Below are 2,803 nucleotides of genomic sequence, written 5' to 3' on the forward strand. Positions count from 1 at the left end.
TGCTCGGCCGGCTCGCGGCGCCCGCGGCCCGGAACGCCGCCGCCGAGCTCGTCGACCTGCGCCGGCTCGCCGCGAGCGAGGCGGGAAGCGACGGCGGCGGCGAGGTCCGCGCCTGCGACTGGGCCTGTTGGGCGGAGAAGGTCCGTGCACAGCGCTTCGACGTCGACACAGCGGTGATGCGCGACTACTTCGAGGCCGACCGGGTGCTGCACGACGGTGTCTTCCACGCCGCCTCCCGCCTCTACGGTCTCGAGTTCGCCGAGCGGCGGGACCTCGTCGGCCCGCACCCGGAGGCCCGGGTCTTCGAGGTGACCGAGGACGGCGGAGCGCCCGTCGGCCTGTACGTGCTCGACCTCTACACCCGCGACTTGAAGCGCGGCGGGGCCTGGATGAACCCGCTCGTGTCGCAGTCGGACCTGCTGGGGCTCCCGCCCGTCGTCGTCAACAACCTCAACGTCTCGAAGCCCGCGGCCGGCTCGCCGACCCTGCTCACGCTCGACGAGGTGACGACGCTGTTCCACGAGTTCGGCCACGCCCTGCACGGCCTGCTGGCCCGGGTCACCTACCCGTCGTTCTCGGGCACGAACGTGTTCCGCGACTTCGTGGAGTTCCCGAGCCAGGTCAACGAGATGTGGATGCTCTGGCCGGAGGTGCTCGAGAACTACGCCGTCCACCACGTCACGGGCGAGCGGATGCCGCGCGAGCTGGTCGAGAAGCTCGTTGCCTCGCGCACCTACGGGGAGGGGTTCGCGACGAGCGAGTACCTCGCCAGCGCCCTGCTGGACCAGGCGTGGCACAGGCTCTCGCCCGAGCAGGCCGACCGGGTCGACGACGTCGAGGCGTTCGAGCAGGAGGCGCTGGCCGCGGTCGGCCTCGACCTCGCGCAGGTGCCCCCTCGCTACTCGAGCACGTACTTCGCCCACACCTTCGCGGGCGGCTACGACGCCGGCTACTACTCGTACATCTGGAGCGAGGTGCTGGACGCCGACGCCGTCGAGTGGTTCGAGGAGAACGGCGGACTGAGCAGGGAGGCGGGCGACCGGTTCCGAGCACGTCTGCTCGGCGTCGGCGGGTCGAAGGACCCCCTCGAGGCCTACCGCGACTTCCGTGGCCGCGACGCCCGGGTCGAGCCGCTGCTGGAACGCCGCGGCCTCGCCTGATCGCGCCCCTGCCCGGCACCTGCCGGCGGGTTCCCGTCGCCCCCGGCATGTCGTTGCCAGAGTCGGCGGGTTCCCGTCGCCGTCGGCGGGCGGGCGCTGACCCGCCACGCACGACGGAGACCCGTCGACATCAGGGACGAGGCCGCGATCACCTGCCGAGGAGGGCAGGAACCCGCCGACAGCACGGGCCGAGACGCGTGAACGCCCTGGACGACAGGCGTCCAGGGCGTTCAGGAGGTGCGGAGAGGAAGCGAGGCTAGGCCGACTTCTCGACGCGCTCGTCCACGAGACGGGGAACGATCGTCGGCGCCGCGTTCTCGAGCACGGAGGCGCGCGTCACGACGACCGTGCCGACGGTGTCGTCGGAAGGGACGTCGAACATGATCGGCCCGAGCACCTCTTCGAGGATCGCCCGGAGGCCACGAGCACCGGTCTGGCGGAGGACGGCGAGGTCGGCGATCGACTCGAGGGCCTCGTGCTCGAACTGCAGCTCGACCCCGTCGATCTCGAACATGCGCTGGTACTGCCGCACGAGGGCGTTCTTCGGCTCGGTGAGGATCTGCATCAGGGCAGCCTGATCGAGCTGCGTCACCGTCGTCACGACGGGGAGGCGCCCGATGAACTCGGGGATCAGCCCGAACTTGTGCAGGTCTTCGGGGAGGACCTCGCTGAAGAGGGCCGCCTCGTCTTCCTTGCTGTGCAACGGGGCGCCGAAGCCGATGCCGCGCTTGCCCGCGCGGTTCGAGATGATGTCCTCGAGGCCGGAGAAGGCCCCGGCGACGATGAAGAGCACGTTGGTCGTGTCGACCTGGATGAACTCCTGGTGCGGGTGCTTGCGACCGCCCTGGGGAGGCACGGAGGCGACCGTGCCCTCGAGGATCTTGAGCAGCGCCTGCTGCACGCCCTCGCCCGACACGTCGCGGGTGATCGACGGGTTCTCGGCCTTGCGCGCGATCTTGTCGATCTCGTCGATGTAGATGATGCCCGTCTCGGCGCGCTTGACGTCGTAGTCCGCTGCCTGGACGAGCTTGAGCAGGATGTTCTCGACGTCCTCGCCGACGTAGCCCGCCTCGGTGAGGGCGGTCGCGTCCGCGACGGCGAACGGGACGTTGAGCCGCTTGGCCAGGGTCTGGGCGAGGTAGGTCTTGCCGCACCCCGTCGGGCCGATCAGCAGGATGTTGGACTTCGAGATCTCGACCTCGTCGGCGAGGGACTCGGCCGCCGTCAGCGTCGACGCGGCGCGGATGCGCTTGTAGTGGTTGTAGACGGCCACGGAGAGGGCGCGCTTCGCGGCGTCCTGCCCGATGACGTACTCCTCGAGGAACGAGTAGATCTCGCGGGGCTTGGGGAGGTCGAACTCGCTCGTGGGCTCGTCGCCCGCCTCGGCCAGGCGCTCTTCGATGATCTCGTTGCAGAGCTCGACGCACTCGTCGCAGATGTAGACGCCGGGGCCGGCGATCAGCTGTTGGACCTGCTTCTGGCTCTTGCCGCAGAACGAGCACTTGAGCAGATCAGCGCTCTCACCGATGCGTGCCATGCCCGGCCTCCCTACGAGATCGTCGTCGCCCCCTGTCGGACGACGTGCACCGAGCCTAACCCGATCCCCCGACACTCCGGGACCGACCTGCGGCCCGGACGCGACG

General features: G+C 69.9%; 2 protein-coding genes. One reads left to right on the top strand and one right to left on the bottom strand.

All coding sequences use genetic code 11. The annotated features are described in order from the left end of the window. A partial coding sequence (locus RWM17_RS13740; protein ID WP_314104587.1) for a M3 family metallopeptidase occupies window positions 1-1,160 on the top strand: 1,160 nt, incomplete at its 5' end. Between the two features lie 256 nt (window positions 1,161-1,416). On the opposite strand, the gene clpX is transcribed toward RWM17_RS13740, so the two are convergent. Then, window positions 1,417-2,697 carry an ATP-dependent Clp protease ATP-binding subunit ClpX gene (clpX, locus tag RWM17_RS13745; RefSeq protein WP_123548231.1) on the bottom strand — a complete coding sequence of 427 codons (1,281 nt, stop codon included), beginning with the start codon at window positions 2,695-2,697 and terminating at the stop codon, window positions 1,417-1,419. Window positions 2,698-2,803: the final 106 nt, after the last annotated feature.

It is taken from the genome of uncultured Frigoribacterium sp., assembly GCF_963515265.1.
In the GTDB taxonomy this organism is placed as follows: Bacteria; Actinomycetota; Actinomycetes; order Actinomycetales; family Microbacteriaceae; genus Frigoribacterium.

What these genes read in the sequence shown, in the direction of transcription:
- clpX (WP_123548231.1), bottom strand. Translation starts at nt 2,697, where the DNA reads ATGGCACGCATCGGTGAGAGCGCTGATCTGCTCAAGTGCTCGTTCTGC.